Annotated in this window: 23 protein-coding genes; 10 read left to right on the top strand and 13 right to left on the bottom strand. The window is 54.9% G+C overall.

All coding sequences use genetic code 11. The features are described from left to right. Positions 1–357 precede the first annotated feature (357 nt). Both argF and PYL13_RS02900 read right to left on the bottom strand, forming a co-directional pair. Complete coding sequence (argF, locus tag PYL13_RS02905; RefSeq protein ID WP_192486785.1) at positions 358–1,275, bottom strand: ornithine carbamoyltransferase; 918 nt, start codon at positions 1,273–1,275, stop codon at positions 358–360. 52 nt (positions 1,276–1,327) lie between these two features. Next, the gene (locus tag PYL13_RS02900; protein WP_250983405.1) at positions 1,328–2,527 is read right to left on the bottom strand and encodes an aspartate aminotransferase family protein; all 1,200 of its coding nucleotides are present in this window, start codon (positions 2,525–2,527) and stop codon (positions 1,328–1,330) included. A gap of 440 nt (positions 2,528–2,967) precedes the next feature. Here PYL13_RS02900 and PYL13_RS02895 point away from each other — a divergent pair, with 440 nt between their 5' ends. Further along, a complete protein-coding gene (locus tag PYL13_RS02895) occupies positions 2,968–3,489 on the top strand; it encodes a GcrA family cell cycle regulator (protein WP_192486783.1) in 522 nt (173 codons plus the stop codon). An 88-nt stretch (positions 3,490–3,577) separates the two neighbouring features. Here the strand turns inward: PYL13_RS02895 and PYL13_RS02890 are convergent, their stop codons facing one another. Beyond that, complete coding sequence (locus PYL13_RS02890; protein WP_275640445.1) at positions 3,578–4,171, bottom strand: NUDIX domain-containing protein; 594 nt, start codon at positions 4,169–4,171, stop codon at positions 3,578–3,580. A gap of 65 nt (positions 4,172–4,236) precedes the next feature. On the opposite strand from PYL13_RS02890, the gene PYL13_RS02885 reads away from it, so the two are divergent. Beyond that, positions 4,237–5,007: a DeoR/GlpR family DNA-binding transcription regulator gene (locus PYL13_RS02885; RefSeq protein WP_259147776.1), complete on the top strand. Its 771-nt coding sequence runs from the start codon at positions 4,237–4,239 to the stop codon at positions 5,005–5,007. Between the two features lie 66 nt (positions 5,008–5,073). On the opposite strand, the gene rhaI is transcribed toward PYL13_RS02885, so the two are convergent. After that, a complete protein-coding gene (gene rhaI, locus PYL13_RS02880) occupies positions 5,074–6,366 on the bottom strand; it encodes an L-rhamnose catabolism isomerase (RefSeq protein WP_275640444.1) in 1,293 nt (430 codons plus the stop codon). A gap of 82 nt (positions 6,367–6,448) precedes the next feature. Between rhaI and PYL13_RS02875 the strand changes: the two genes are divergently transcribed. Then, entirely contained in the window at positions 6,449–6,607 is a 159-nt protein-coding gene (locus PYL13_RS02875; RefSeq protein ID WP_148146741.1) for a YqaE/Pmp3 family membrane protein, read from the top strand. Between the two features lie 47 nt (positions 6,608–6,654). Here PYL13_RS02875 and PYL13_RS02870 read toward each other — a convergent pair whose 3' ends face one another. After that, positions 6,655–8,751, bottom strand: coding sequence for a bifunctional rhamnulose-1-phosphate aldolase/short-chain dehydrogenase (locus tag PYL13_RS02870; RefSeq protein WP_275640443.1), 2,097 nt, complete (start codon positions 8,749–8,751; stop codon positions 6,655–6,657). A 198-nt stretch (positions 8,752–8,949) separates the two neighbouring features. Here PYL13_RS02870 and PYL13_RS02865 point away from each other — a divergent pair, with 198 nt between their 5' ends. From PYL13_RS02865 to PYL13_RS02835, 7 genes are all read left to right on the top strand, one after another. Continuing rightward, entirely contained in the window at positions 8,950–9,780 is an 831-nt protein-coding gene (locus PYL13_RS02865) for a DeoR/GlpR family DNA-binding transcription regulator (RefSeq protein ID WP_275640442.1), read from the top strand. Positions 9,781–9,826: 46 nt separating this feature from the next. Then, positions 9,827–10,849: a rhamnose ABC transporter substrate-binding protein gene (gene rhaS / locus PYL13_RS02860; RefSeq protein ID WP_192486777.1), complete on the top strand. Its 1,023-nt coding sequence runs from the start codon at positions 9,827–9,829 to the stop codon at positions 10,847–10,849. Between the two features lie 208 nt (positions 10,850–11,057). Further along, the gene (locus tag PYL13_RS02855; RefSeq protein ID WP_275641359.1) at positions 11,058–12,587 is read left to right on the top strand and encodes a sugar ABC transporter ATP-binding protein; all 1,530 of its coding nucleotides are present in this window, start codon (positions 11,058–11,060) and stop codon (positions 12,585–12,587) included. A gap of 10 nt (positions 12,588–12,597) precedes the next feature. Then, positions 12,598–13,599, top strand: coding sequence for an ABC transporter permease (locus tag PYL13_RS02850; protein WP_275640441.1), 1,002 nt, complete (start codon positions 12,598–12,600; stop codon positions 13,597–13,599). Next, the gene (locus tag PYL13_RS02845) at positions 13,596–14,603 is read left to right on the top strand and encodes an ABC transporter permease (protein WP_275640440.1); all 1,008 of its coding nucleotides are present in this window, start codon (positions 13,596–13,598) and stop codon (positions 14,601–14,603) included. Before PYL13_RS02850 ends, PYL13_RS02845 begins: the two co-directional genes overlap by 4 nt. Before the next feature lie 3 nt (positions 14,604–14,606). Beyond that, complete coding sequence (gene rhaM / locus PYL13_RS02840; RefSeq protein WP_250983398.1) at positions 14,607–14,930, top strand: L-rhamnose mutarotase; 324 nt, start codon at positions 14,607–14,609, stop codon at positions 14,928–14,930. Beyond that, positions 14,927–16,318, top strand: coding sequence for an FGGY-family carbohydrate kinase (locus PYL13_RS02835; protein ID WP_275640439.1), 1,392 nt, complete (start codon positions 14,927–14,929; stop codon positions 16,316–16,318). The genes rhaM and PYL13_RS02835 overlap by 4 nt, the downstream gene beginning before the upstream one ends. 65 nt (positions 16,319–16,383) lie before the next feature. On the opposite strand, the gene PYL13_RS02830 is transcribed toward PYL13_RS02835, so the two are convergent. The 8 genes from PYL13_RS02830 to PYL13_RS02795 all read right to left on the bottom strand — a co-directional run bounded on the left by PYL13_RS02830 (position 16,384) and on the right by PYL13_RS02795 (position 24,832). Then, positions 16,384–17,463, bottom strand: coding sequence for an ABC transporter ATP-binding protein (locus PYL13_RS02830; RefSeq protein ID WP_275640438.1), 1,080 nt, complete (start codon positions 17,461–17,463; stop codon positions 16,384–16,386). Positions 17,464–17,473: 10 nt separating this feature from the next. Continuing rightward, the gene (locus tag PYL13_RS02825) at positions 17,474–18,307 is read right to left on the bottom strand and encodes a carbohydrate ABC transporter permease (RefSeq protein ID WP_275640437.1); all 834 of its coding nucleotides are present in this window, start codon (positions 18,305–18,307) and stop codon (positions 17,474–17,476) included. 4 nt (positions 18,308–18,311) lie between these two features. After that, complete coding sequence (locus PYL13_RS02820; protein ID WP_192486770.1) at positions 18,312–19,247, bottom strand: carbohydrate ABC transporter permease; 936 nt, start codon at positions 19,245–19,247, stop codon at positions 18,312–18,314. 126 nt (positions 19,248–19,373) lie between these two features. Continuing rightward, positions 19,374–20,633: an ABC transporter substrate-binding protein gene (locus PYL13_RS02815; protein ID WP_275641358.1), complete on the bottom strand. Its 1,260-nt coding sequence runs from the start codon at positions 20,631–20,633 to the stop codon at positions 19,374–19,376. Positions 20,634–20,681: 48 nt separating this feature from the next. Continuing rightward, complete coding sequence (locus tag PYL13_RS02810) at positions 20,682–21,848, bottom strand: PLP-dependent transferase (protein ID WP_250983395.1); 1,167 nt, start codon at positions 21,846–21,848, stop codon at positions 20,682–20,684. Continuing rightward, positions 21,845–22,564, bottom strand: a complete 720-nt coding sequence (locus PYL13_RS02805; RefSeq protein WP_250983394.1) for a FadR/GntR family transcriptional regulator — start codon at positions 22,562–22,564, stop codon at positions 21,845–21,847. The genes PYL13_RS02810 and PYL13_RS02805 overlap by 4 nt, the downstream gene beginning before the upstream one ends. 258 nt (positions 22,565–22,822) lie before the next feature. Further along, a complete protein-coding gene (locus PYL13_RS02800) occupies positions 22,823–23,806 on the bottom strand; it encodes a type II secretion system F family protein (RefSeq protein WP_192486767.1) in 984 nt (327 codons plus the stop codon). Positions 23,807–23,818: 12 nt separating this feature from the next. Then, a complete protein-coding gene (locus PYL13_RS02795) occupies positions 23,819–24,832 on the bottom strand; it encodes a type II secretion system F family protein (protein ID WP_192486766.1) in 1,014 nt (337 codons plus the stop codon). Between the last annotated feature and the right edge of the window lie 5 nt (positions 24,833–24,837).

Raw genomic sequence — 24,837 nt, 5'->3', positions numbered from 1 at the left:
ACGCGTGACGTCATTGTGTTTTTTGCACAGGGGCACGCAAAGTGAAACCACCCGTGGCATACACGTTTCCCGCCAAAACCGGCCGGTGAAACGCTCAATTGGTTGTTTTTTGCATTTTCGGAGTGAAAATGCTGCATCTGGAAAGGTCACGACAGTGCCGTGCTTTTTAACAAAGCCGCATTGAGAGCGCTGTTGAACCTTTTCAAAGCTGCATGTTTTGCCGCAAAACCATACTGAGTTTGAGAATCCATGCAGTAAAACGCGCAAGTCCTGCCGTGATGGCAAAGCTTGCGCGCTTCGAAGACACCCAGATGGGAAGTCAGCAATAAAAGATCAAGACCCTTTCAGGCCTTGTGATCAGACAAGACCCATGCACCATGCAATGATGGACTTCTGGGCATGCAGGCGGTTTTCCGCCTCGTCAAACACAACGGACTGCGGTCCGTCGATAACCTCGTCGGTCACTTCTTCACCACGGTGAGCCGGCAGGCAGTGCATGAACAGCGCTTCCTTGTTGGCCTTTTGCATCAACGCACCATTGACCTGGTAAGGCTGGAAGATGTTGTGACCGCGTGCCTTGTGTTCCTGGTTCATCGACACCCAGGTATCGGTCACCACACAATCAGCATCTGCAACAGCACGCTCTGCGTCATGGCACAGCATGATGTCGCCACCATTGTTGCGCGCCCAGTTCAGGAACTTGTCATGCGGCTCAGAGCCCATCGGCACCGCCATGTTCATGCGGTAACCAAAACGGGCCGAACCTTCGACCAGCGAATGCAGAACGTTGTTGCCATCGCCAGTCCAGGCGATAGTTTTTCCTTTGACCGGACCACGATGCTCTTCAAACGTCAGGATATCCGCCATAATCTGGCAAGGGTGGGTGTCGTCTGTCAGGCCGTTGATGACAGGCACGGTTGCGTGCTCGGCCAGCTCCAGCAGACGGTTATGATCTGTGGTACGGATCATGATGGCGTCAACGTAACGCGACAGAACCTTGGCGGTATCGCCAATGGTTTCAGCGCGGCCGAGCTGCATTTCCGTGCCGGACAGGAACAGGGTTTCGCCGCCGAGCTGGCGCATGCCGACATCAAACGACACGCGGGTGCGCGTGGACGGCTTTTCGAAAATCATCGCCAGCATTTTACCGTCCAGCGGCTTGTCAGCCGTACCGGCTTTCGTTGCACCTTTGCGTGCTCGTGCGTCATCGAGAATTGAGCGCAGATCGCCGCTTGAAACAGCCGAAAGATCCAGAAAATGCTTTGGAGATGCCATTCTTTTTACCCTATTTCCGCAAGCTGCCCCGGGCCGCCTGCTTCTTACCCATTCAGGCGCTTTTTGCCTTTAGTGATGCCGAAAGTGCGATTGCTGCGTTTTCGATACGACGCAGCCCTTCTCTTGCCTCATCTGCCGTCACGACCAGTGGCGGAAGAAGACGGATGACGTTGTCGCCAGCCGGCACGCCCAGAACATGTTCCGTGCGCATGGCATGCAAGAGTTCCGAGGACGGCATTTTCGGCTTGATGCCGAGAAGAAGCCCTTCGCCGCGAATTTCTTCGATGACATCTGGGAAACGGTCCTGCAAGGATGCCAACCCCTGGCGGAATATCAGCGTGATGTCGCGGACATGATCCAGGAAACCATCAGCCAGAACAATATCCAACACGGCGTTGCCGACAGCCATGGCAAGCGGATTGCCGCCATAGGTCGTGCCATGTGTACCAGCGGTCATGCCGGAGGCAGCCTCTGCCGTTGCCAGGCAGGCGCCGAGCGGGAAGCCACCACCGATACCCTTGGCAACCGCCATGATATCAGGCGTGACACCGGTCCATTCGTAACCGAAAAGTTTGCCAGTACGACCAACGCCAGTCTGGACTTCATCAAGGATCAGCAGAAGGCCATGCTCATCACACAGATCACGCAGCGTGCGCATGAATTCTGGTGGAACGATACGAATGCCGCCTTCACCCTGCACCGGCTCGATCAGCAGGGCTGCGGTTTCCGATGTGATCACTGCCTTCAAGGCTTCAAGATCGCCAAACGGCACCTGATCGAAACCTTCGACCTTCGGGCCAAAACCTTCGAGATATTTTGCCTGTCCACCGGCTGCGATAGTGGCCAGCGTGCGGCCGTGGAACGCGCCTTCAAAAGTCACGATACGGAATTTTTCCGGATGACCCTTGGAATAGTGGTAACGGCGCGCCGTTTTAATGGCGCATTCCAGCGCTTCAGCACCGGAGTTGGTGAAAAATGCCTTGTCGGCGAATGTGGCATCGGTCAGGCGCTTGGCAAGCTTTTCCTGGCCGGGAATTTCATACAGGTTGGAGAGGTGCCAGACCTTTTCAGCCTGCGCCTTGATGGCTTCCACCAGATGAGGATGGGCATGGCCGAGCGAGTTTACTGCAACGCCCGCCGCGAAATCGAGATATCGCTCGCCACTCTCCGTAATGAGCCATACGCCCTCGCCTCGCTCGAACCGAAGCGGGGCTCTGGAAAAAGTATCGAACAATGGCGCGGCTTCGGCCATGGCAGTATCACTCCTTCGCGCATCTTGCGCTTAAAATCGTTTGTCAAGCGGCGCGGCAGGTTATCCAACGCCTGAAAATCAAAAATGCCGCCTTGCGGCGGCACCGGCACTATCATCACTTCACCCTGCGCTGTCAACAAAAGTCAGCGTTTTCCGGTACTTTCCGGTATTTTTAGATCCCGTTCAACCGCAGATAATTCTTTTGGCGACGCTTCAGGACTGCCGCATTTTCGCAGCAAGTTGGGGAAAACCGGAAAATCGATTCGCGATGATTCCCTCGACTCTTGTCACGGAGTCAGCCTCACACTAGGTTAATAGGCAATTACTAGACTGCAAGCGGCGGAACTAGTCACCACAAAATACCTGTTAGGGCGTGTTCGCGGCTTGCCGCGGCAAGGGTGACGGATTCTGCCTACAACACGCGAACAGCGGAGAGCGGCATGAACTGGACAGACGAACGCGTCGAAAAACTCAAGAAACTGTGGTCCGAAGGACTGAGTGCGAGCCAGATTGCCACTCAGCTTGGCGGCGTAAGTCGTAACGCTGTTATTGGCAAGGTTCACCGCCTTAGCCTGCCGGGCCGCGCAAAGGCTGGCGGCACAGCAACCTCCGCCCGCACACAAACCAAGCGCACGACATCTGCTCCGCGCGCTCCGAACTACGCTTCGCGCGTTGTTACCCGCACGGTAACCCGCGCTTCAGGCGCCAATCTCATCAAGGAAGAGATTGAAGTCGAAAGCGGTGAAGTTCTCGAGTTTGCACCAGCCAGCAACGTTGTTGTTCCAATTTCGCGTCGCCTCAGCCTGACGGAATTGACCGAACGCACCTGCAAGTGGCCAGTTGGCGATCCAATGGCGGAAGACTTCCACTTCTGTGGTTGTGACTCCCAGGATTCTTCGCCTTACTGCAAGTTCCACGCAAAGATGGCTTACCAGCCTGTCAGCGAACGTCGCCGAGCCTGATCAAACATCCAAGTCACCGAAAAGGCCGCTAATGCGGCCTTTTTGTTGTCTACGTTTCCCGCATTTAAGCGGCGAAGCCAACCCTTCCTCAGGCGGCACGCTCTTCCTGCAGAAGACGGATCGCCAGATGCTGCAACAGAATGATTGTCTTGGCATCGCGGATTTCACCGCTGGAAATCATCGTCATGGCGTTCGACAAGCTCACTTGCATGACATCGATGTCTTCGCCCTCGTCTGCGGATCCGCCACCATCACCGACCTTCTGCTTTTCTGAATATTCGCCAATAAAAAACGCCAGATATTCTGTGACAGAGCCGGGGCTCATATAGACATCAAACAGGTGGGTGAGCGCCGACACGTCATAACCGGTCTCCTCGATCAATTCTTCCCGCATTCGCACGGCCGGTTCGGCTCCCTCAAGCAGGCCAGCAGGCGCTTCGATCAGCGTCTCCAAACCGCCATTTAGAAAAACAGGCAGGCGAAACTGGCGGGTCAGCAAAACAGAACCCGTTGCCGAATTGTACAACAGGCAGGTTGCGCCATTGCCTCGATCATAGGCTTCCCGTTGCTGGCGTTGCCAACTGCCGTCCCTCAGCCGAAGTTGATATTCATATTTGGTCAATCGCCCCCAATCACTCGCCAGAACGCGCTCTGATATCGGCCGAAAAATACTATCACTCATAACGTCACCTCTTTGCAATTCCTGCATTTTCGTGCAAACTCGTGCAGAGTCAAGGATTGAATTGAATGTTGGTACAAGAACGAAAAGCCCATCTGCTGCGTCTACTGGCACAGACAGGTAGCGTGGTTGCAACGGATGCAAGCAAAGCGATGGGCGTGTCCGAGGACACCATCCGCAGAGATTTGCGCGAGCTGGCAAAAGATGGGCAGTTAAAACGCGTGCATGGCGGCGCGGTGCCGCTTTCTCCAGCGGTCGCGCCTTTTGCAAATCGTGTGACGATTGCCAATGATGAGAAGGCAGAAATTGGCAGACATGCGGCAAGGATGATCGAACCGGGCCAACTGGTGTTTCTGGATGGCGGCACCACCGCCCTGCACATTGCCCGGAACCTTGCACCGGATTTGCGGGCGACAGTCATCACGCACAGCCTGAATGTTGCGCTGGAACTGATGAACCATGACAACATCACCGTCGAAATTGTTGGTGGCCGTCTGTTTCGGCACTCCGTAGTTACAGTCGGCGCGGCCACTCTGGCGTGGTTATCGCGTTATCGCCCCGACATCTGTTTTATTGGCGCCACCGGCCTGCACCCGGATCAGGGCATCACGACGGGCGACAGCGAGGAGGCGGAGGTCAAACGGTTCATTATCTCGATATCTGGCGCCGCCTATATCCTCGCCTCATCCGAGAAAATTGGCGCAGTCTCCGCCTTCGAGATCACCGAACTCAAGAATATCGATGGGATTATCGCCACGGCCAAAGCCGAAAAAGCCACGCTCACTGGCTTGGAGCATCGTGGATGCCGGGTAATCCGCGCTGATGAAATGGCGACGTAACGAGCGCTGATAGGCCCAAGGCAATCCGTTAGAGACTGCCTTGGGTCAATTCATGGTCTGTTATTTTTAGATAATGCCACCGCTTCCGGCCTTGGAGGCCGGCCGTTCAGCGGCAATTTTTGCGCGGTAACCACTGGCACGATAGGTCGAAACCGGATCAATCGCACCACCGGCACGGCGGCGGGCTTCCGCCAGGATCGGCTCGACATCAGTGCGATAAGCACGCTTCAATGCATCAGATGCCATCAGCGCATCATTGTCCTGCTGATACCCTTCCAATGCCTTGCGGTCGACCAGCAATGCCTGTGCATAGGCGCGACGAATTTCGTTGGCGCTGGAAATCAGGCTTTCAATGGGGTCCGTGACGTTGTGCGACTGGTCGATCATGTGAGCGGGGTGGAAACCCTTCACGCCGCGATAGTCTGCATCCACCAATTCATTGAACACCAGGAACAGACGGTACGGCTCAATGGAGCCCGCATCAAGATCGTCGTCACCGTATTTGCTGTCGTTGAAATGGAAGCCGCCGAGTTTACCGAACTGGATAAGTCGGGCGACAATCATCTCGATATTGGTGTTGGGCGCATGGTGACCAAGGTCCACAAGGCAATAGGCTTTTTCGCCGAGCGTGTTGGCGATGAGGTAGTTGGTACCCCAGTCCTGCACGACGGTGGAATAGAAGGCCGGCTCATACATCTTGTGCTCGGAGAAGATGCGCCAGTCATCCGGCAGCGCCTTGTAGATATCCGCCATACCGCTGAGATAACGCTCGAAACTCTTGGTGAAATTGCTCTGGCCGGGGAAGTTCGAGCCATCACCAACCCAGACTGTCAGCGCCTTGGAGCCTAGCGCGTTGCCGATTTCGATACATTCGATGTTGTGATCGACGGCCTGCTGGCGGGTCGCCGCATCGGTGTGGCTGAGCGAGCCGTATTTGTAAGAGCGGGCCTGATCCGGCGCATCCGAGAAAGTATTCGAATTCATGGCATCGAAACCAAGACCCAATGCATCAGCGTGAGCTTTGAGGCGCTTTGGGTCTTCCTTGTCCCACGGAATATGCAGCGAGACATTCGGCGTAGCACGGGTCAGTTCATTGATCACCGAGCAGTCATCCAACTTGTCGAAAATGCCGCGTGGTTCACCCTGTCCCGGAAAACGGGCAAAACGGGTGCCGCCGGTGCCAACACCCCAGGAAGGGACGGCGACAAAAAACTCCGACACCTTTTTCGTGACGTTTTCGATATTAACACCACGGCGTGCCAGCTGGGCACCAAGGGCTGCATAATCGTCCTTCAATGCCGCAGCGTGTTTGGCATTTTCCGCCTCGATCACATCAGCAGCAATTTTCGTATCTGTCATCTTTTCCTCCCCGGCCTATTGAACCAATAGCCGTCAATCGCGTTTCAACAGTCCGGATATTTCAAAAACCAAAGGTTTAATCGTGGACGTTATTCGCATTCTTCTCGCCATCATCCTGCCGCCGGTCGGCGTGTTCTTGCAGGTCGGCATTGGCTTGCATTTCTGGCTGAATATTCTTCTCACGCTATGTGGATATGTGCCCGGCATTATCCATGCCATCTGGGTTATCCTGCGAAAGTAGCGACATCACCCCCGGCCTTAAGGGACCGAGGGTGAAAGCGTTTCGTACTAGCGGGTGAAGCTTTGTGCATTTCCGGCATCGACATTGATGATATTGCCGGTAGATTTTGCTGAAGCATCCGAAGCCAGGAAGTAAATCGCTTCCGCAATATCTTCCGGGAACACATTCAGCTTCAGCATCGAGCGCTTGCGGTAATGTTCTTCCAGATCCGTGACCTCGATCTTGGAGGAAGCCGCACGCTGTTCACGCCATTCGCCGTTCCAGATTTTTGACCCACGCAGAACCGCATCCGGATTAACGGTGTTAACGCGAATGCCGGCATCTGCACCCTCAAGTGCAAGGCAACGCGCCAGATGGATCTCAGCAGCCTTGGCCGTGCAATAGGCAGAGGCGTTTGGCGACGAGGCAAGACCGTTTTTGGAGGCCACGAATACGATGTTGCCACCGATATTCTGTCGACGGAACAGTTTGAACGCTTCCCGCGACACGAGGAAATAACCGGTCGCCAGGATGTCGATATTCTTGCTCCACATGGCAAGCGTGGTTTCTTCAACCGGTGCGGATGAGGCAATACCGGCATTGGACACCAGAATATCGACGCCACCAAATTCAACACTGGCTTCGATAAACGACGCAATCACGCCGTCTTCCTTGGTCACGTCAAGTTTGACACTGCGCACGGTATCTGCGCCAAAGCGCTTTTCAAAATCACCCTTTGCACTGGCAAGAGCTGTCTCATCAATATCCGCCAGCACAACGCAGGCACCTTCACCTGCCAGACGCTCTGCGGTGGCACGGCCGATACCACCCGCACCGCCGGTGACGAAAGCCACCTTGCCTGCAAGGCTCTTTGGTTTTGGCATGCGCTGAAGTTTTGCTTCTTCGAGCAGCCAGTATTCGATATCGAACGCTTCCTGCTCCGGTAGTCCTTGATATTCGGAAACCGTCGAGGCGCCGCGCATCACATTGATGGCGTTGACGTAGAATTCACCGGCGATACGCGCCGTTGCCTTGTCCTTGGCAAAGGAGAACATGCCGACGCCCGGAATCAGGAAAATGACCGGGTTCGGGTCACGCATTTTGGGTGAATTGTCGTGTTTGCAGGTCTCGTAATAACGCGTGTAATCGGCGCGGTAGTCTTCCAGTGCCTTGTCCAGACCGGCCAGAAGACCATCGACGTCAGGATTTGACGTATCGAGATCCAGAATGAGCGGGCGAATTTTGGTGCGCAGGAAGTGATCCGGGCAGGATGTGCCCAAGGCGCCGAGTGGCTTGAGGCTTTGCGAATTGACGAATTCGAGAACAGCATCCTGATCATCGAAATGACCGAGCTTGCGCTCATCACGGCCGATACGGCCACGGATTTCCGGCATAAGACGGGCGGCAATGGCGCGACGTTCTTCAACGGCCAGGCTTTTTGCAACGGCCCCACCAAAGATTGTCTTGCCTTCTGTCTGGGCAGCAAACCATTCAATGGCCTTGTTGATGATGGCCAGAGTCAGCTCATAGCACGTCTTGGCATCGTTATCCCAGGTGAACAGGCCGTGGCTTTCCAGCACAACGCCCTTTGCATTCGGGTTTGCCTTGACGAAAGCTTCGAGGTCGAGACCAAGCTGGAAGCCCGGGCGGCGCCATGGAAGCCAGCCAATGTCCGCACCAAAAATCTGCTGTGTCAGTTCTTTGGAGTTCTTCGCTGCGGCAATGGCAATGATGGCATCCGGGTGCATGTGATCGACATGATCGAACGGCACAAAACCATGCAAAGGCGTGTCGATGGAGGCGGCACGCGGATTGAGGTTGAACGTGCAATGCGGAAGGAAGCCGACCATGCGGTCTTCGTCTTCCACACCCTTGTAGATACCCTTCAACGCTTCAAGTTTGTCCATGTAAAGGGTAGCAAAGCCATCGAGCTTGATAGTACCGACGTCACCGCCAGATCCCTTCACCCACATGACACGAACTTTTTCGCCGGTTAGAGGATCAGTTTCCAGCACCTTGGCGGACGTATTGCCGCCGCCATAATTGGTAATACGCTTGTCACCGCCCAACAGGTTGGAGCGGTACAGAAGCTTGCCGGGCTCATCGAGTTTTGCGGCGTAAGCATCATCCCAGCGATTTTCGAGAAGGCGGGTTTGGCCCGTCATGTCTTCCTCCCTAGTGTTTCGTTCGCGAACCAAACACGGTCCGCCTCCCGTTGGGTGCAGATATCGCGCAATCAAAACCGCAATGTCAATCAAAAACGATCATAATTTTTCATTGTGCGACGCACCATTGATTAATTTGATCGATCTTGATTGACAACGTAAAGAGTTTGCGAATAATTGCCAATCAGGAGGACCCCAATGCACGAAAGCGAACGCCATCGCATTATCTTGAGCGCCATACAGGAGAAGCCTGTGGTGACGGTGCAGGATATTGCCGAACTGACGGATGCTTCCGAAGCAACCATCCGTAGGGACATTGCGTCCCTTCATGTGCAGGGTAAGTTGCGCCGGGTGCGCGGTGGAGCCGAAGCGGTGCACCCGCCACAGTTGGGAAATCTGGCCGCGCGACCATTCCGCGTTTCCGAATCAGTCAACATCGATAAAAAGCGCGCAATTGCGCGCAAAGCGGTCGATTTGTGCGACGATGGCGATGCAATCATCATCAATGGCGGTACAACGACGTTCCAGATGGTGCATTACATGTCGGCGCGTCGTCTGCAGGTCATGACCAATTCATTTGCGATCGCTGAACATCTCGTCAAACATTCCAAGTGCAATGTCAGCGTTCCCGGCGGCGCGATCTACCGCGACCAGAGCCTGATCCTTTCGCCGTTTGACAATGATGCAATCCGCAATTTTTACGCACGCCGTATCTTCATAGGTGCTCAGGGTGTGGGCGCACTCGGCATCATGGAATCGGACGCGCTGGTTATTCAAAGTGAACAGAAGCTGATGCGGCAGGCGGAAGAATTGATCGTGATGATCGATTCCAGCAAGTTCCGCAAACGCTCCAGTCTCATTCTCTGTTCGCTGGAAAATGTCTCTACCATCATTACCGACGAAGGCGTGCCCGACGACGCGGCACGCATGGTGGAGGATGCGGGCATAAAATTGATTGTCGCCGGTGCATCGGCGAGCGCGGTGGCCGATGTGCCGCCCGATAAAAGAGGTTCCACGTCGGTTGCTTGAGGAGCGCTGACGGGAGGGTTCAAGTTTTCAACTGGGAGGAAAAGGCATGAAACTTACACGTAGAACATTGTCCCGCGCTTTGATGCTGGGTGTCGCCATGGGCGTCGCCGGCATCGGAGCCGGTTTGAGCACGACGGCACAGGCTGCCGACATGAAGATCGCGCTGGTCGTTAAATCGCTCGGCAACGGCTTCTTTGAAGCTGCCAACAAGGGTGCACAGGAAGCGGCCAAGGAACTTGGCGGCGTTGAAATCATCTATACCGGCCCAACCTCGACCACGGCAGAAGGCCAGATCGAAGTGATCAATTCACTGATCGCACAGGGCGTTGACGCCATCGCAATCTCTGCAAACGACCCGGACGCTGTCGTTCCAGCCCTGAAGAAAGCTGCACAGCGTGGTATCAAGGTTATCTCCTGGGACAGCGGTGTGGCACCGGAAGGCCGTATTCTTCAGCTGAACCCGTCTTCCAACGCGCTGATTGGCAAGATGTGCCTGCAGCTGGCAGCAGCCCACCTTGAAGGTGGCAAGGGCGACTTCGCCATTCTGTCCGCTACCACCACATCCACGAACCAGAATATCTGGATCGAGGAAATGAAGAAGCAGCTGGGCGACTTCCCGGGCCTCAACCTCGTCACAACGGTTTATGGCGACGACCTTGCCGACAAGAGCTACCGTGAAGCACAGGGCCTGTTGACCTCGCAGCCAAATGTGAAGGTTATCGTGGCACCAACCACCGTTGGCGTTCTCGCAGCCTCACAGGCCGTCAAGGATGCCGGCAAGATCGGCCAGGTTTACGTAACCGGCCTTGGCCTTCCGTCCGAAATGGCCGGCGCGATCAAGTCTGGCGCCACCAAGGAATTTGCGATCTGGAACCCGATCGATCTTGGCTACTCCGCAACACAGATTGCCTATCACCTCGTCAAGGGTGACGCAGACGGCAAGCCGGGCTCGGAAATCGAAGCCGGCCGCATGGGCAAGATCAAGGTTGGCGAAAATAGCGAAGCCGCAATGTCGGAACCGTTCATCTACAACTCGTCAAACATCGATGAGTTCTCGAAGATTTTCTAATCTGCGACAGCCTATCCCGACGGCGAAAGCCGTCGGGACCTTAGACCGCAACTGCATACTCAACGTCATCGCCATCTGAGATGGATCGACTTCGTCCACGTGGTTGGATCCCCGGATCCAGCCTGAAGAGTGACGTCGGGTGTGAGGTGCGCTTTCGGCTCAATCATGAGCACCCGGATTCGTGACAATGACCATGGCAATTGAAAAAATGGCTGAACCCACTGCACCAGACATGTTGGCTTCCGCCAGCCAATCGCCCATTCTGGAGATGCGCGGCATCAGCCAGATATTTCCCGGCGTAAAAGCGCTGGATGGCGTCAATATCGCACTTTATCCCGGCAAGGTCACCGCCTTGATCGGTGAGAACGGCGCTGGAAAATCGACGCTGGTGAAAATTCTGACCGGCATTTACCGGCCCAATGAAGGGGAAATCCTGCTCGACGGTCAACCCGTGCAGTTTCAAAGTGCGCAGGATGCCATCGATATGGGCGTCACAGCCATCCATCAGGAAACCGTGCTGTTTGACGAACTTTCCGTTGGCGAAAACATCTTTCTTGGGCACGCGCCGAAAGGCCGCTTCGGTCTGATAGACTGGAAAACCATCAACAACCGTGCGCGGGTTTTGCTCGAAAAGCTTGAGAGCACCATCGACCCTTCGATCCGGTTGAAAGACCTGTCCATTGCCCAGCGCCACCTGGTGGCGATTGCCCGTGCGCTGTCGGTCGAAGCACGCATCGTCATTATGGATGAGCCGACCGCCGCACTATCCCGCAAGGAAATTGACGATCTGTTTCGCATCGTTGAAAACCTGAAAAGGCAAGGCAAGGCGATCCTGTTCATCAGCCACAAGTTTGATGAAGTGTATGAAATTGCCGAAAATTACGCCGTGTTCCGCGACGGTAAAATGGTAGGCGCTGGCCAGCTTGCCGACACACCACAGGAAAACATCGTTCGCCTGATGGTAGGTCGTGACGTCAAGGATGCGTTCCCCAAACAGGCCGTCAATATTGGTGCCACTGTGCTGTCGGTCAAAAACTATTGCCACGATACCGAGTTCCGAGACATCTCCTTCGATCTGCGCAAGGGTGAAATTCTCGGCCTTTACGGCTTGATCGGTGCAGGACGTTCTGAACTCTGCCAATCGCTGTTTGGTATCACCAGACCGGCGTCCGGCACCTTGTCGCTCAACGGCCAGGATATCCAGATACATTCTCCCGGCGACGCGATTGGTGCTGGCATCGTTTATGTTCCAGAGGAACGTGGGCGCCACGGTCTGGCGCTCGACATGCCTATTTATCAGAACATGTCGCTACCTTCTTTGGCGCGCACGTCCCGCAAGGGTTTTCTGGCAGCGGCCAACGAGTTCGCGCTGGCGCGCAAATATGCCACGCGACTTGATCTGCGTGCCGCGGCGCTTTCAGTTCCGGTTGGCACGCTGTCCGGCGGCAACCAGCAGAAGGTTGTTATTGGCAAATGGCTGGCAACACAGCCCAAAGTGATCATTCTTGATGAACCGACCAAGGGTATCGATATCGGCTCCAAAGCCGCCGTGCACGGTTTCATCAGCGAACTGGCCGCAGAAGGCCTGTCCATCATCATGATCTCATCGGAACTGCCGGAAATTCTTGGGATGTCCGATCGCGCGCTGGTGATGCGTGAAGGCCTGATGGCCGGCATGTTTGAGCGTGCCGAATTTTCGCCGGAAGCGCTGGTGCGCGCCGCAACTGGCAATATGTAGGAAATTGACGATGCAGCGACTTTTAAAAAACCGCGAAATTTTGCTGGCCGGCATCATCATCCTGATGATCATTGGCTTTTCGATGCGCGCTTCCGGTTTTGAAAAACCGGCCAATCTCGTCAATATCTTCAACGACACGTCCATTCTCATCATTCTGGCGCTTGGCCAGATGGGCGTGATCCTGACGAAATCAATCGATCTGTCCGTCGCCGCAAATCTTGCATTTACCGGCATGGCCGTGGCGATGACCAATGCAGCTTTTCCCGGTGTGCCATTGCCGCTGCTCATTGCCATGGCTGTTGGTATTGGCGCGTGTCTTGGCGGTATCAACGGCTTTCTCGTCTGGGCGCTGCGCATTCCACCGATCGTTGTGACACTGGGTACACTCACCATCTATCGCGGCATGGCCTTTGTGCTGTCGGGTGGTGGCTGGGTCAATGCACACCAGATGTCGCCGAGTTTCCTCAATATTCCGCGCCTGCCGATCCTTGGTGTTCCGGTCCTGTCCTGGATTGCGGTGTTTATTATCGCCGGAGCATGGCTGGTTCTGACACGCACCTCGTTTGGCCGCTCTGCCTATGCATCGGGCGGCAACCCCAACGCCGCAATCTACGCCGGTATCGATGTCGGTCGGACGCGGTTCCTTGCCTTCGTGTTATCCGGCGCGCTGGCCGGTCTGGCTGGTTATCTATGGGTCTCGCGTTATGCCGTCGCTTATGTCGATATTGCCGCCGGTTTTGAACTCGACAGCGTCGCTGCGAACGTGATTGGCGGCATCTCTATTGCCGGGGGTATTGGATCGGTCGCCGGCGCCGTTCTTGGTGCCTTGTTTCTTGGTGTCATCAAAAATGCCCTGCCGGTGATTGGCATTTCTCCTTTCGCCCAAATGGCGATTTCCGGCATCGTTATCGTCCTTGCGGTCGTTTTCAATGCCCGCGCCGAAGCCAAGAAGGGCCGCATCATCCTGCGGGATCAGGCCGCAAAAGACACAGCTAAGGAGGCTGCGGCATGAGTGTCTCGCAAACAGAAAACACGCCTGCACGCGTCATTCCGGACAAGCTCGGCACACCTTTCAAGCGCATCATGGCCAGTTGGGAAGTACTGCTGCTGGGTGTGGCCATCCTGATCTTCGTCGCCAACTCCTTTGCATCGCCCTATTTCCTTGATGCCTGGAACTTGTCGGACGCCACCTTCAATTTCACTGAAAAGGCGATGATTGCCTTTGCGATGGCGTTATTGATCATTGCGGGTGAGATCGATCTTTCGGTTGCCGCCATCATTGCACTTGCCTCCACCGCCATGGGTTATGCAGTACAAATGGGCGTTGGCACGCCGGGCCTGGTCGCCATCGGTATTGGCACGGGCCTTCTCTGTGGCGCATTCAACGGCTTTCTGGTGGCCGGACTGAAACTGCCTTCCATCGTTGTCACCATCGGCACCATGAGCCTGTTTCGTGGTATTTCCTACATGGTGCTGGGTGACCAGGCTTATGGCAAATACCCGGCAGATTTCGCCTATTTCGGACAGGGTTACGTGTTCTGGGTGATTTCCTTCGAATTCGTTTTGTTCATCGTGATGGCTGTCATTTTCGCCATCCTTCTGCATGCCACGAATTTCGGTCGCCAGGTCTTCGTCATCGGCACCAACCCCTTTGCCGCACGCTTTTCCGGCATCCCGGTCGAGCGCGTGAAATTCATCCTGTTTCTGTTGACCGGATTGATGAGTGGCATTGCTGCCGTATGTCTGACATCCCGTCTCGGGTCCACCCGTCCTTCGATTGCACAAGGTTGGGAGCTGGAAGTGGTCACAATGGTGGTGCTTGGCGGTGTTTCCATTCTCGGCGGCTCCGGCACGATCGGCGGCGTCGTTATTGCGGCCTTCGTGATGGGCCTTGTGACATTCGGGCTTGGGCTTTTGAACGTGCCTGGCATTGTCATGTCGATCTTCGTCGGTTTGCTTTTGATCAGCACCATTGCCCTTCCGATCATCGTTCGCCGCATTCGGACCATGAGGTAACCAATGTCAGAGCTTGAAAAACACGCTTTCAAGATGAAGCTGTTTCCCGGAATGGAAGCGGAATACAAAAAACGCCATGATGAGATTTGGCCCGAACTGGTGACGCTTCTTCGGGAGGCGGGGGTAAGCGACTATTCCATCCATCTCGATCATGAGACCAATATCTTGTTTGGTGTGCTGACCCGCTCGAAAAATCACGGCATGGCGGCGCTGCCCGATCATCCTGTGATGAAGAAGTGGTGGGCCCATATGGCCGATATCATGGAAAGCAATCCTGATAATTCACCCATCGCGACCGATCTTGTGACGGTGTTTCATCTGAAATGACCAATGCTACTCCATTCCGCCACGTCGTCGTTATCGATATCGGCAAGACCAACGCCAAAGTGGTTGTCCTTGATACGGCGAGTGGTGCCGAAATTGCGGTTGAACGCCGGCCCAATACCGTCATCAAAAGCGGGCTTTATCCGCATTACGACATTGATGCGCTCTGGCAATTCATCCTCGCAAGCCTCAAGACATTCGCCATTAAACCTGGCTTCGATGCCATATCGATTACCACCCATGGTGCTTCGGCAGCTTTGCTGGACGGGAACGGCGATCTGACGATGCCTGTTCTGGATTATGAACATGAATATCCGGCGGAGATCCGGCAGGATTATGCCCGCCTGCGCCCAGCCTTCGCGGAGACCGGTTCTCCACCGCAGTCCATCGGGCTTAATCTCGGTGCGCAGATCCACTATCAGAAAACCGCTTTTCCCGAGGCGTTTGCACCGGTTCGCAGCATTGTCACCTACGCACAATATTGGGCGGCACGTCTGACCGGCGTTTTGGCCACTGAAGTGACGTCGCTTGGTTGCCATACGGACTTGTGGAACCCGGGTGCCAACACCTTTTCATCCCTCGTCGATACGCTGGACATTCGCTCGCTGATGGCGCCGGTCCGTTCCGCTTTTGATGTTCTGGGACCGGTCAAACCAAAGATTGCTTCTGAGATTGGCCTGTCGTCAGACATACCGGTTTATTGCGGCATTCACGATTCCAACGCTTCATTGCTACCGCATCTTTTAAAACGGCAGGGCAATTTCTCTGTTGTTTCCACCGGCACATGGGTCGTGAATTTTGCAATTGGCGGTACGCTCGATCGGCTCGACCCAACACGTGATACGTTGACCAATGTCGATGCCTATGCCCGCCCCGTTCCGTCATCACGTTTCATGGGCGGCCGTGAATATGAAATGCTGAGCCAGCAGTTCGGCACTGTATCGGCCGTAGAGATTGAAGCCGCGTTACCCGCAGTCCTGACACGTGGCATGATGTTGTTGCCAAGCGTGGTCAAAGGGTCTGGTCCGTTTCCGAATGAGGATGCACGGTGGGTTGCCGACAAGGACGCCAACAGTGCTGAGCGGCATGCAGCGGCAGCGCTTTATCTCGCGCTAATGACAGACGTCAGCCTGAGCCTGATTGGTCGCAAGGGGCCGATCCTTGTTGAAGGACCATTTGCGAAAAACACCCTTTACCTCAAGGCGCTCTCCAGTTTTGCCAATACGGATGTGATTGCTATTGGGGGCTCCACGGGCACCAGCGCTGGCGCAGCCCTGCTAACGGGACCATCACCAACCACACAAGACAGTCGCGAAATTGTTGCAGGAAGGCTGGAAGTTGGTGATTACAAACGCCACTGGCATGCGGCAATGGAGCGTGTTCCCGGCTGATAAGAAATCCAGCAGTCGCTGAGATCAAGGGCTTCCCGATCAATGCACGGGAAGCCCTTTTTGTTTCAAGCGTCGAGGCTGATGGCGCGAACACCATCCTTGTCGAATACATGCAGATGCTGGCCCGGGAAATCGACCCGGATTTTTGGACCAGCTGACAGGGCAGCACGATCCAGCGTAAAGATTTTGAACGGCAGGCCGTGCAGCGACAGATGGATGATGATGCCAAAACCAGTTGGCTCGATCAGATCCACATTGGCTTCAATGCCACCGGTTTCGACCATTGTGACGTGTTCCGGCCGAATGCCGAGTGTCACGGATGTCCCCTCTTCCAGCTTCACCGGCTTTGCCAGTTTCATCACCATGTCATCGGCAAGGCGCACACCATGGGTGCCATCCTTGGCGACATAGGTTCCGGTCAGGAAGTTCATGCCCGGAGAACCGATAAAGCCGGCAACGAAGAGGTTTGCCGGAGTGTCGTAAAGTTCAAGCGGCGTACCAACCTGCTGCACCACGCCACCATTCATGGCAACGATACGATCGGCCAGTGTCATCGCTTCGATCTGATCGTGGGTCACGTAGATCGATGTGGCTTTCAGGTCGGCGTGCATTTTCTTGATTTCAGCGCGCATCTGCTCACGCAGACGGGCATCAAGGTTGGAAAGTGGTTCGTCAAACAAAAACGCCTTGGGCTGCCGCACAATGGCACGGCCCATGGCAACGCGCTGGCGCTGGCCACCGGAAAGGGCTTTTGGACGTCGTTCCAGGAAAGGTTCAAGACCAAGCTTGGACGCCGCACCGCTTACGGCAGAGGCAATCTTTTCCTTGGCTGTTTTGCGCAGGCGCAGACTGTAGCTCATATTGTCGGCAACCGACATATGTGGATAAAGCGCATAGGACTGGAACACCATGGCGATGTCGCGGTTCTTCGGTGCAACATCGTTGACCCGGTTTCCCTCAATGTGGATATCGCCAGACGAAATGTCTTCCAGGCCGGCAATCATGCGCAGCAGAGTGGACTTGCCGCAGCCGGACGGACCGACGAGAACGATAAATTCCCCGTCCTGAATTTCCAGATCGACCCCATGCAGCACCGGATAGTTGCCATAGGTTTTGCGAACATTTTGAATATCAATAGATGCCATAATAGAGCTCCTAGCCTTTCACCGCACCGGCGGTGAGGCCTTGAACAAGGTAACGCTGGATCAGCAGGAAGAAGACGCAGGCAGGAATAAGCGCAAGAACGCCCGCTGCCATCATCTGTCCGAAGTCCACCGAGAATTTTGAAACGAAGGTAAGAAGGCCGACCGGGAATGTCGCCGCGTCATTGCCAGAGATCAGCATCAGGGCGAACAGAAGTTCACTCCACGCTGCGGTAAACACGAAGCCGAGGGTTGCCGCCACGCCGGGAAGCGTCAGGGGCAGAATGATCTGCCGGAAAGCAACAAAACGGCTGGCGCCATCAATCATTGCCGCCTCTTCCAGATCCTTCGGAATTCCGTCGAAGAAGGACTGCATCAGGAAGGTTGCAAACGGCACGTTGAACGCGGTGTAGACCACGACAAGTCCGGTCAGACTGTTGGTCAGACCAAGTGGCGACAACATCTTGAAGATCGGCGCAACCAGCATGACCAGCGGAAACATCTGCGTCAGCAACATCAGGCCGACAATCCAGTATTTCGCCTTGAAGTCGAAACGTGACAAAGCGTAACCGGACAGCGATGCAAGGATCGTCACCACGACGGCTGTCGACCCGGCAACGATCAGGCTGTTCTTGAAGAACACCGGAAAGGCGCTGTGGGCGATAACGAAGCTGAAATGGTCGAATGTCATGCGCGATGGCCACATGCGCACGCCCTCGCTGTAGAGCAGGTCATTTGGCGTGACCGACACCTTCAACAACCAGAACAACGGGAACAGCGCAACGATGACATAAAGCAGGATCGCAATACGATGAGCGCCGATGGAGATAACTTTACTGGCTCTCATGGGATCAATCCTTCTTCAGCAGTGATTGGCGCAACAGGATAATCAGCATCGAATAGGCCAGGAGCAGCACCAACAACACCAGCGCAATCGCCGAGGCGTAACCAAAATCCAGCCGCTTGAAGGCTTGCGTGAAGATATAGCTGGCGACGATCTGCGTGCGGTCTGCCGGGCCACCGTTGGTCATGACAATGATGAGATCTGCGAAGTTAGAAATCCACACGGTTCTCAGCAGCACGGTGATGGCAATGGTCGGTGCCAGAAACGGCAGGGTAATCGACATGAAGCGCTGTACAGGACCTGCGCCATCAATTTCGGCGGCTTCATAAATATCACGCGGGATAGCCTGCAAGGCAGCTAGAAGCGTGATGGCAAAAAACGGAATGCCCCACCAGATATTGGCGACGATCGGTCCCCACATTGCCAGCTGAGGGTCGGAAAGGATGTTGTTTGGCGCATCCAGAATGCCGAGAGCATATAGCCAGTGCGGCAGCGGACCAATCAAAGGATTGAATAGCCATGCCCAGTTGAGGCCAGCCAGAAATGTCGGCACCGCCCAAGGCAAAAACACCAGCGCCTGTACAAGACCACGGCCATAAAAGGGTTTGTCCAATAGCAACGCCAGAATAAGGCCGAACAAGAACTGCAGAAACACCGAGGCGCCAGTCCACCACAGCGTATTTTTCAACGCTCGGTAAAAGGCCTGATCCTGCGACAGCGTTTTGAAGTGTTCAATACCGATAAAGCCACCGGAAAACGGGTTGAGAAGCTGCACATCCCGAAACGCATAGGACAGGCCGAGTGCCAGCGGCACCAGCATGACGGCGGCAATCAGGATGAGCGATGGCGCGCTGTAGAGCCAGGGCTCACTCTTATGCGCCAGCCGCTGCAGAAACGGTCGTCTGTCCTGGCGCCGCGTGTGCGGAAGGGCAGTGTTATTCATGGAAGGCAATCCTGTTCTGGCCTTTTGGCAGGCGCGCTGCACTGCCGCTATTTTCTTGGGCTGGCGCAGAACATTCCGGCCAGCGAGTTGCAGTGCGGGACATGAAGTCCCGCACCGCACTTTGTATTACTTCTTGGCGAGGTGCTTCTGCTGCGCCTTCGTCAGGTAGTCGGCCCACTGGTTGGCCAGATCTTCCGGGGTGATGTCACCCAAAAGAGCTTCCTGCGAGGTCTTGATAACCAGCGAATCCTTGAAGAACGCAAATTCTTCGAGATAGGTCGGCATGGTTGTCGGAACGGCGTTCTTGTCTTCCAGCTCGGCAAACCAGCCCTTGAACTGCTCGCTTGCGTAGAACGGATCTTTTTCAGCCGACTTGTGAACCGGAAGAGCGCCTGTCTTCTTGTTCCACTCGATGTTGCCTTCTGGGCCTTCGAGCGTCTCAATCAGCTTCCAGGAAAGATCCTTGTCCTTGGACGAGGCCATCATCGACCAACCGGCAAAACCGATTGTCGGGAAGGTCTTACCATCAGGACCCTTCGGCATGGTCATGATACCGTAGTCTTCCGACTTCATGCGCTCAGCGATCGCGATGAGGGCATCAGGATCCTGGTCAAGGAAGGCGCAAGTGCCGGTATAGAAGCCGGCAACGATTTCGTTGAAGCCCCAATTGACGCTGTCCTTCGGTGCATAACCGTTCTTGTAGAGATCGATCAGCCAAGTCAGACCCTTGACCCAGCCTTCGCTGTTCATCGTCGAGGTGCCGTCTTCATTGAAGAACTTGTTGGAGCCGGCCATGGAGGCGCCGAACATGATCCAGCCGTTCAGGCCACCGGGACCACCACGAAGGCAATAACCGTATTTACCGGGCAGAGCTGAAATCTTTTTCGAGGCCTCTGTGAACTCGTCCATGGTCTTTGGCGGCTCGGTCACGCCCGCTTCCGACAGAAGCTTTTTGTTGTAGAACATGGCGCGCAGATAGAAGCCGTATGGCAACATGTAGGCCGTGTCTTTCACGTCGCGGCCAAGTTCAAGCGCACGCGATGTCAGACCGTCTGTATGCTCCCACTTTGCGAGATATGGCTCAAGGCTTTCGAGCATGCCATTGTTGGCATAAAGCGACAGCCATGTATCCGGCATTTCGATGACGTCAGGGACTTCACCGGCCGATACCATGGTCGCGAATTTCTGGAAGGCCTCCCCCCAAGGAAGCGAAATGATCTCAACCTTGGTGCCAGGGTTCGCTGCCTCAAACTTGGCAACGATAGACTTCAAGGTTTCGGTACGTTCTGGGCTGGTAATAACCTCCACCAGCTTCAATGTCGTGTCCGCAAGTGCCGTGCCTGCCATCATCGAGGCAAAAACCGCAGCGGTCAGCAGCTTCTTCATCATTCCAGTTCCCCCTATTGTTGGGTTTCGTTGGTTGTCGTTACTCCATCAGGTAGCAGCAGCGATGGCCGCTTCCAGATCTCCCCAAAGCGCATCCGTCCCCTCAAGACCGACATGCAGACGCACCGAACGCGCGCTGATGCCGAAGGTCTGAGCCGAATTTGGCTGCGCTTTTTGTTCCAGCACCACCTCACCGGGAACGATCAGGCTTTCGTGACCGCCCCAGCTGACGCCGAGCTTGAAAAATTTAAGCTGATCCGCAAAAGCGCGCACATTCACGCCTTCCCGGAAAATGAATGAAAACAGGCCCGACGTGCCGTTAAGACCGGTCGGCAGGCGATTGGCCAATGCCGGATGGCAGACGGTTTCCACAACATCGAGTTCCTGAAGCTTGCGGGCAATCGCCAAAGCCGATTGCTCATGCGCCTTCATACGAATTGGCAGCGTGCGCATACCGCGGATCAACAACCAGGCATCAAATGGCGACAGCTTGCCGCCGAGATACGGGTAGGCTTCGCCACGAATGCGGCCAATCAGCTCCTTCGAACCGGCAACAACACCGGCAACCACGTCGCTGTGACCACCCAGATATTTGGAGGCCGAATGCAAGACGATATCGACACCCAACTTTAATGGCTGCTGGAAGATCGGGCTGGCCCAACTGTTGTCGATGACGCTGATGATGCCGTGTTTGCGGGCGATTGCTGCCAGTGCGCCAACATCATGTGCTTCCATGACCCAGCTTGTCGGGCTTTCCATGTAGAACAGCTTTGCACCGGGGAGGGCCTTGGCAACAGCCTCTTCGTCGCGGCCATCCACATAGGTGACCTCAACCTTCATGCGCTTCAGCAACGTGCCAAACAGACGGAATGCGTCCGGGTAGACGTGGCGCACGGCAACAATGCGGTCACCCGGCTCTACGAATGACAGGACAGTCGAAGAAATGGCCGACATGCCGCTGGCAAACCCGATGGCGTCTTCCGCACCCTCCAGCTTGGCCAGCATTTCCTCAAATGCCCGGACCGTCGGGTTCAGACCACGGGTATAGACCGGACGGGATTTTTCGCCGCGATAGGTCGAGACCATCTCGTCGTAGCTGGAGAAGGTGAACAGCGACGTCTGCACGATCGGCGGCACAACGGCTTCAAAAGCATTTGTTTCGTCATGGGCCACGATCTGTGATGCAAGATCGAACGTGCCGGCTACATCATTCATTTGGACATTTCCTTGATATCTTCCTCGACGATGTCGAGAATCTTGAGTGTTTCGCGCCGTGCCGCCTCGGTATCCTGGGCGGCGATGGCGTTAAATAGCGTGCGATGGAATGGGAATGAGCGCCTTGCAAAGTCCGGGCGGTCAAATGGCTGATCCCAAAACTGCTCGAAAGCCTCCCGCATCTGTTCCAGCAACTGGCGGAAAAGCGGGTTGTGGGTGGCATCATAGATGGCAAGATGAAACTCGAGGTCCTGGCGACCGGAGGTGCCTTTTTCGATATGCACCCGCTCCATTTCATTAAGTTTTTGTTCGATGTTGGCGACATCTTCAGCGGTACGACGGCGGGCTGCTACCATGCTGGCTTCGACCTCTATGCCGCGCCGCACTTCGAGCGTCTGCAGCAGGATGTCGCGCAGATTTACCGTCTCAAGGGATAGCGGCATATGAATCGTCGCGGTGGTGACGGGCTTTAACAGATAGGTACCGCTGCCTTTACGGGTTTCCATCACGCCGAGCGCCTGAAAATGCCGGATCATTTCGCGGATGGTCGAGCGGCCAACCGCGAGAGCTGCCATCAGCTCGCGTTCGGCAGGTAAACGGTCACCTGTCTTGAGGCTGGCTCTATCAATATAGTCCGACAATGCACTGGTAACCTGTGCCACACGATCGATCGGTGGCAGTGGCGCGATTGGCGGCCTCTCCTGTTTCAGCTTCACTCTTTCTTCCCCGACGACCTATTAATTGGTCTGACATCTTAGCATTATGCCGCATTGGCAATCTGTCAAGGCCGAGGTTGAGCGACTTTGTTCTGTTTTTAAGATCTTGGAAAATGGCTGGAAGGCGCCGACAGCTGTATATGACGACGCAAAAAATCAAACAATAACAATGAAAAAATACTATAGCGCACTATGGAACACGCGAACCAACCGCCACTCTCACGCAATTGAATTGCAGTGCCTGATCGGTAAAACCAATTAGAAGCGATCGGCGACCTGAATGCCTGCAGGCCCGAGAATAACCGCGATAAGCACTGGCAGAAAAAACAAGATCATCGGCACGGTGAGCTTTGGCGGCAAGGCGGCAGCCTTTTTTTCTGCCTCGTTCATACGCTCGTCTCGACCTTCCTGTGCCAAGACACGCAGTGCCTGCGCCAGCGGCGTACCATAGCGTTCTGCCTGAATTAGGGCTTGCGTAACGCTCTTGACGATATCGAGCTGTGTACGGATGCCAAGGTTTTCAAGCGCCGTGCGTCGATCCTGAAGAAACGACAATTCAGCCGTTGTCAGCACCATTTCTTCCGCAAGTTCCGGTGACTGGTCTGCCATTTCTTCCGCCACACGCCGCATGGCTGCTTCCATCGAAATACCAGATTCAACGCAGATCAACATCAGATCGAGTGCGTCTGGCCAAGCACGTTTGATGGAATGCTGACGCTTTTTCATTTGGTTGGAGATGTAGATGTTTGGCGCATAGAAACCGATATACGCCACAACGATCACCACCAGAATACGTATCGGCATCGCTTTTTCTGCCAGGTTCCCAAGTCCAAAAACCCAGAGGATAGCAAGGACCAGAAATACGAATGGCAGAATAAAACGGGCAGCAAGGAACGTGTTGAGCGCATTCTGTGAGCGATAACCTGCCGCCCGCAGCTTGTTCATGGTGTTTTCATCAACAAGGGCTTCGCGAAGGTTGAAGCGTTCCACGATCTTGCGCGCTGACTTGTTGTTGGAGGTGCGTAGTGAGCCCTTGTTGCTTAGCTCCGCTTGCATGCGCTCACGTTCACGGCTGCGAATCTGATCGCGTTCCGTGGACACAGCCTTCATGCGCTTGTTGAGATCACCCTTTTCAAAATAGGGAATGACAAGCGTGTAGAAAGTTGCAAATACGGCCAGCGCAACAAGCAGCGCGATGATCATCGTCGGATTGGTCAGGCTTTTTGCGAGTTCCTCAGACATGCGCTGCCACCCTCAAATATCGAAATTGATCATGTTGCGCATCACAAGGATGCCAATTGACATCCAAACACCAGACACGCCGAGGATGATGTGACCTCGAGGATCGGTAAACAAGTGCATGATGTAGTCGGGCGAGGTCATGTAGACGAGAAAGGCCACAATGAACGGCAAAGCGCCAATGATGACAGCGGAGGCTTTTGCTTCCATCGACAACGCACTGACCTTAGCCTTCATTTTTTTACGCTCACGCAGCACCTTTGCAAGGTTGGACAGCGCCTCTGAAAGGTTACCACCGGCCTGCGCCTGAATGGTGATGACCGTGGCAAAAAAGTTCACTTCGGAAAGTGGCATGGTCAGCGTCATGCGGGTCGCCGCTTCGGGAATACTCAGCCCAACTTGCTGCGCATCAAGAATGCGCTGGAACTCGGTTTTCACCGGTTCCTGTCCATCGGCAGCAATCAAACGAACAGCGTCATTCAGCGGCAGACCGGATTTGATGGATCGGCACATCACATCAAGCGAGTTTGGAAATTCATCCAGAAACTTGCGTTGCCGGCGTCCGACAAGAAAACCCAATATCCAGCGCGGCAACCCTAGGCCGCCGACGAAAGAAATGGCCAGAACGATCAAAAACGGCAAGCCCGAGATAAGAGTGAGCAAAAAGATAACCAAACCGAGCACAGCGCTCAGCATGTAAAATTTGCCAATGGTAATGGTTAAGCCGGCCTGCGTGATCTTGCCCTTCAGGGTGACATCACGGTTCTTTTTGGTTTTTTCCTGCTGTCGCTTTTCGAGGTCCTTCAGGTTGTCCTGAACGGATTTTCTCCGTTTGCTCAGTTCCTGAACCCTATCACGGGCAGCCTTTATTTTAACGCGGTCCGTTTCAGCCGATTTGACGCGGTTAACACGGGTTGCGGTCTTGTTTTCAACCTCAATGCGCTGGAAAAGAAACGCATAGGCAAGGGCGGCGGCAGAGATGCCGACCAGCGCAACAAGCATAAATATCGTCAGCCCATTTCCAGCCATTTATC

It is taken from the genome of Agrobacterium sp. Azo12, from assembly GCF_029193765.2.
Classification (GTDB): domain Bacteria; phylum Pseudomonadota; class Alphaproteobacteria; order Rhizobiales; family Rhizobiaceae; genus Agrobacterium.
The sequence above is the reverse complement of the archived record's forward strand: the minus strand, read 5'-3'. Positions and strand labels throughout refer to the sequence as shown.

Coding starts and splice junctions, on each gene's coding strand:
- argF (WP_192486785.1), bottom strand. CDS start 1,275: ATGGCATCTCCAAAGCATTTTCTGGATCTTTCGGCTGTTTCAAGCGGC.
- PYL13_RS02900 (WP_250983405.1), bottom strand. CDS start 2,527: ATGGCCGAAGCCGCGCCATTGTTCGATACTTTTTCCAGAGCCCCGCTT.
- PYL13_RS02895 (WP_192486783.1), top strand. CDS start 2,968: ATGAACTGGACAGACGAACGCGTCGAAAAACTCAAGAAACTGTGGTCC.
- PYL13_RS02890 (WP_275640445.1), bottom strand. CDS start 4,171: ATGAGTGATAGTATTTTTCGGCCGATATCAGAGCGCGTTCTGGCGAGT.
- PYL13_RS02885 (WP_259147776.1), top strand. CDS start 4,237: ATGTTGGTACAAGAACGAAAAGCCCATCTGCTGCGTCTACTGGCACAG.
- rhaI (WP_275640444.1), bottom strand. CDS start 6,366: ATGACAGATACGAAAATTGCTGCTGATGTGATCGAGGCGGAAAATGCC.
- PYL13_RS02870 (WP_275640443.1), bottom strand. CDS start 8,751: ATGACGGGCCAAACCCGCCTTCTCGAAAATCGCTGGGATGATGCTTAC.
- PYL13_RS02865 (WP_275640442.1), top strand. CDS start 8,950: ATGCACGAAAGCGAACGCCATCGCATTATCTTGAGCGCCATACAGGAG.
- rhaS (WP_192486777.1), top strand. CDS start 9,827: ATGAAACTTACACGTAGAACATTGTCCCGCGCTTTGATGCTGGGTGTC.
- PYL13_RS02855 (WP_275641359.1), top strand. CDS start 11,058: ATGGCTGAACCCACTGCACCAGACATGTTGGCTTCCGCCAGCCAATCG.
- PYL13_RS02850 (WP_275640441.1), top strand. CDS start 12,598: ATGCAGCGACTTTTAAAAAACCGCGAAATTTTGCTGGCCGGCATCATC.
- PYL13_RS02845 (WP_275640440.1), top strand. CDS start 13,596: ATGAGTGTCTCGCAAACAGAAAACACGCCTGCACGCGTCATTCCGGAC.
- rhaM (WP_250983398.1), top strand. CDS start 14,607: ATGTCAGAGCTTGAAAAACACGCTTTCAAGATGAAGCTGTTTCCCGGA.
- PYL13_RS02835 (WP_275640439.1), top strand. CDS start 14,927: ATGACCAATGCTACTCCATTCCGCCACGTCGTCGTTATCGATATCGGC.
- PYL13_RS02830 (WP_275640438.1), bottom strand. CDS start 17,463: ATGGCATCTATTGATATTCAAAATGTTCGCAAAACCTATGGCAACTAT.
- PYL13_RS02825 (WP_275640437.1), bottom strand. CDS start 18,307: ATGAGAGCCAGTAAAGTTATCTCCATCGGCGCTCATCGTATTGCGATC.
- PYL13_RS02820 (WP_192486770.1), bottom strand. CDS start 19,247: ATGAATAACACTGCCCTTCCGCACACGCGGCGCCAGGACAGACGACCG.
- PYL13_RS02815 (WP_275641358.1), bottom strand. CDS start 20,633: ATGAAGAAGCTGCTGACCGCTGCGGTTTTTGCCTCGATGATGGCAGGC.
- PYL13_RS02810 (WP_250983395.1), bottom strand. CDS start 21,848: ATGAATGATGTAGCCGGCACGTTCGATCTTGCATCACAGATCGTGGCC.
- PYL13_RS02800 (WP_192486767.1), bottom strand. CDS start 23,806: ATGTCTGAGGAACTCGCAAAAAGCCTGACCAATCCGACGATGATCATC.
- PYL13_RS02795 (WP_192486766.1), bottom strand. CDS start 24,832: ATGGCTGGAAATGGGCTGACGATATTTATGCTTGTTGCGCTGGTCGGC.